The sequence below is a fragment of the Streptomyces sp. URMC 123 genome, from assembly GCF_051386515.1.
Taxonomy (GTDB): Bacteria; Actinomycetota; Actinomycetes; order Streptomycetales; family Streptomycetaceae; genus Streptomyces.
The window spans coordinates 1-3650 of record NZ_JBPQTV010000478.1; the positions used below are offsets into that span (position 1 = coordinate 1).

Below are 3650 nucleotides of genomic sequence, written 5' to 3' on the forward strand. Positions count from 1 at the left end.
GGGGTGTGAAGGGGGGCACGGGAACGGCGAGCGTCGTCCTGCCGACGGGCACGACGGTGGCGGCCCTGGTGGTGGTGAACGCCTCGGGCTCGGTGCACGACCCCGTGACGGGGGCGCTGTACGGGCAGTGGTTCACGGCCACCGGGCGGGAAGGGCTCGCGCTGCCGTCGCCGTCCCGGCACGCCGAGGCGCAGCGACTGCTGGCGGCGGCGCGGGCGGAGTCGGCGCTGCGCTCGGCGGCGTCGGTGCGGCCACCGCTCAACACCACGCTCGCCGTGGTGGCCACGGACGCGACGCTCACCAGGGCGCAGGCGCAGAAGCTGGCGGGGGCGGCCCACGACGGGCTGGCGCGGGCCGTGCGGCCGGTGCACCAGCTCTCCGACGGGGACACGGTGTTCGCCCTGGCCACGGGCGACCGGCCGCTGGTGGCGACGGGTGGGGGCGGCAAGCCGGCGCCGTACGCGGTGCACGCGACCGCGGGGGCGCTGAACGAGGTGTTCGCGGCGGGGGCGGACGTGCTGACCCGGGCGGTGGTGAAGGCGGTGCTGGCGGCGGAGAGCGTGGACGGTCCGGGCGGGGTGTTCCCCTGCTACGCGGAGCTGTACCCGGACCAGGTGCCGGCACTTTGAGCGCCGGCCGCGCCGACACTCGGCCTACCGGCGCCCTGCCCAGCGCTCCGCGTACCGGGCGCTCTGCGCGTACCGGCGCCCTGCCCAGCGCTCCGCATGCCGGCGCTGCGCGTGCCGACGCTCAGGGGGCCGGCGCTCCGCATGCCGGCGCTGCGCGTCACGCGGCCGCGTCGAAGCCGGTGTCCCGTGCCAGCTTCTTCAGCTCCAGCAGGGCGTGCTTCTCTATCTGGCGGATGCGCTCCCGGGTCAGACCGTGCTGCTTGCCGACCTCGGTGAGGGTGCGCTCGCGGCCGTCCTCGATGCCGTAGCGCGCCTTGATGATCGAGGCCGTGCGGTCGTCGAGCCTGCCGATCAGCTCGTCGAGCCCCTCGCGGCGCAGCATGACCAGCACGGACTGCTCCGGCGAGGCCGCCGAGGTGTCCTCCAGCAGGTCGCCGAACTGGGTCTCGCCCTCGTCGTCCACCGACATGTTGAGGCTGACCGGGTCGCGGGCCCAGTCGAGCACGTCGATGACGCGCTCCGGGGTCGTGCCCAGCTCGGCGGCGACCTCGGCGGGCTCCGGCTCGCGCCCGTTCTCGCGGTTGAACTCCCGCTGCACGCGCCGGATGCGGCCCAGCTCCTCCACGAGGTGGACGGGCAGCCGGATGGTGCGGGACTGGTCGGCGATGGAACGGGTGATGGCCTGGCGAATCCACCACGTGGCATACGTGGAGAACTTGAAACCCTTGGTGTAGTCGAACTTCTCGACCGCGCGGACCAGGCCGGCGTTGCCTTCCTGGATCAGGTCGAGCAGGGGCAGACCGCTGCGGGGGTAACGCCGCGCCACGGCGACGACCAGCCGGAGGTTGGAGCGGATGAAGACGTCCTTCGCCCTCGCCCCCTCGGCGGCGATGGCCGCCAGCTCCTCGCGGTCGGCCCCGGCGCCCGGGGCGTCCTCGACCTCTCCGTCGAGGATCTGCTGTGCATAGACCCCGGCCTCGATGGCCTGGGACAGCTCGACCTCCTGGGCGGCGTCGAGCAGAGGGGTGCGCGCTATCTCGTCGAGGTACATGCCGACCAGGTCGCGATCGGCGATCTCGCCGCCTGCGGCGCGCACACTGCTTGCCCTGTCGGCGCCGCTGGTGCCGGCGGACTGACGACGGGCGACGGCACGGGTTGCCATGCGAGCTCCCTTGCGATGAGTAGGTCGCGGTCTATGGCGAACGCAACACCCTCGCGGATGCCCGTTCCGAAGGAAACAACGACTGGAATCCGGACAGAATTCCCACGCGACCCTTCGTTTTCTGTGATCATGCAGTACCCTGTTCGGCCACATGGCGCTCCCACATGCGCACAGGGCGCGAGAAGCGCAGGTCACCACCGGGGCGGAGACCGCGCCGGGCACCGTCGGCCGACCGTCTGCCCCGGGGAAACGCGGGGAAACGCACACGAGAAACGCGGGGCACCGGGAGCGAGCAGGCCGCGTCCTCGCCGACCTTCGCCGTCCACGGGTCACGGCCGGTCACAGCCGGTCACCGTCGGGCGGGCGGCCGCGTTTCCACCCTTGAAGACGGCATGAGGCGCTCTCCGGTTGCGCCGGCGCCCGTACGGGCCCGGGACCGCGTACGGGAGTGACCGCTGGGGCCGGTGCGGCGTAAGGAAGTCCGAATGTCCGGACAGGGCCCGGGGCCTCAGCCCTGCGGCCTAGGCTGTTCGGCCCCCATCGCTGGGCCTCATGACCGGCGCCGCTTCGGTCCGCAGCCCGTTACGCTGCCGGGCCCGGTCGCCTAGCGTGAAGGCATGGACACGAAGGACGCGAGCGGAACACTCGAGGAAGCTCTGGAACGCCTGCACGTCTTCGGCCCCGAGAAGCGCGGCGGCTGGCTCTCCAACCACGCGCCCATGACCGTGGAGGCCCTGGTCCGGCGAGGCCACGCCCCCGCCGTGCACCGCTGGCTCGACGCCTACGGCCCCAAGCTGGCGGAGGTTCCGGCTCCGCTGACCCCCATCGGTCGCGCCAACTGGCGTGAGGCCCTGGGCGACGCGCGCCGCGCCGGCGACTGGATCAGGCACTTCGAGCGCGAGACCGCCGAGCGGCCCTGGCGCGAGCTGCTCGCCGAGTGGTGGCCGCGGCTGCTGCCGGGCATCGCCGCCGGCGCCACGCATCCGGCGATCCGCGTCGGGCACGCCGTACGGAGCCTGCTCATGGCGGAGGGCGCGACCTCCACGTCGGGCTCTTCGGCTCCCCTGTCGGCCCCGCCGACTCCGCTGATCCGCGAACTGGCGCACGGCCTCGGCTACTGGGCCGCCCGTCACCAGCCCCTCCCCCACCTCGATCCATGGCCCGAGCCGGTCCCGGGCTCGGCCCGCGGCGCCCTCGCCGCCGTGCCGCGCGTGGCGGACCAGAGCGGCGGCATCCGCGGCCGGCTCGCCCAGCTGACCTCCCTGCCGGACTGGCCCGGCGCCCCCGCCCTCGGCCCCCTCGCCCAGAACGGGAACGGACGGGTGGCCGACGACTGGGTGGGCGACGACCGGGTAGCTGATGACTGGGAGAAGGACCCCGAGGCGGTCCGCACCCGGCTGCGCGAGCTGATCACCGCCGCCGTGGCGCGCTACGCCACCCATGGCCACGGCGAACCGGTCATGCTCGTGCACGCGGCGACCGCGCCCAACGCCGTACTGCGTGTGCTGCCCGCGCTGCCCACCGATCTGTGGGCCCCCAGCCTGGACGCCGCCTGGCTGGCGAGCGCCGCGGTGACCGCCGCGTACGCGCCCGCCCTCGGGCTGCCGGCCACCACCGCCACGGACACCCGTACCCCCGGCGAGGCGTCCGCCCTGGCCGCCGCGCACGGCGACGAGCACGCGATCAAACTGACCGACACCGCGCTCGACGCCGTTGCCTGGGCCGAGGCGGCCGGGGACGACCCGATGCCGGCGTACGCGGCGATCGAGCGCGCCTGTGCCACGATCGACCCCCTGGACTGAGGCCCGCGGGGTCGGTCCCGCCCCCGAGCCGGCCCTCGCCCCCGCGGGCCTCAGTCC

The 3650-nt window shown here is 74.3% G+C and carries 3 protein-coding genes; 2 read left to right on the forward strand and 1 reads right to left on the reverse strand.

The genetic code is table 11. From position 1 onward, the window contains the following. Window positions 1-629 (forward strand): P1 family peptidase (locus tag ACSNOD_RS29630; RefSeq protein ID WP_436770165.1); only part of this gene is annotated, 629 nt, incomplete at its 5' end. 157 nt (window positions 630-786) lie between these two features. Here ACSNOD_RS29630 and ACSNOD_RS29635 read toward each other — a convergent pair. Further along, on the reverse strand, window positions 787-1791 hold the full coding sequence (locus tag ACSNOD_RS29635) for a sigma-70 family RNA polymerase sigma factor (protein WP_436770166.1): 1005 nt from the start codon (window positions 1789-1791) through the stop codon (window positions 787-789). 617 nt (window positions 1792-2408) lie between these two features. On the opposite strand from ACSNOD_RS29635, the gene ACSNOD_RS29640 reads away from it, so the two are divergent. Next, window positions 2409-3593 carry a questin oxidase family protein gene (locus ACSNOD_RS29640; protein ID WP_436770167.1) on the forward strand — a complete coding sequence of 395 codons (1185 nt, stop codon included), beginning with the start codon at window positions 2409-2411 and terminating at the stop codon, window positions 3591-3593. Window positions 3594-3650 lie beyond the last annotated feature (57 nt).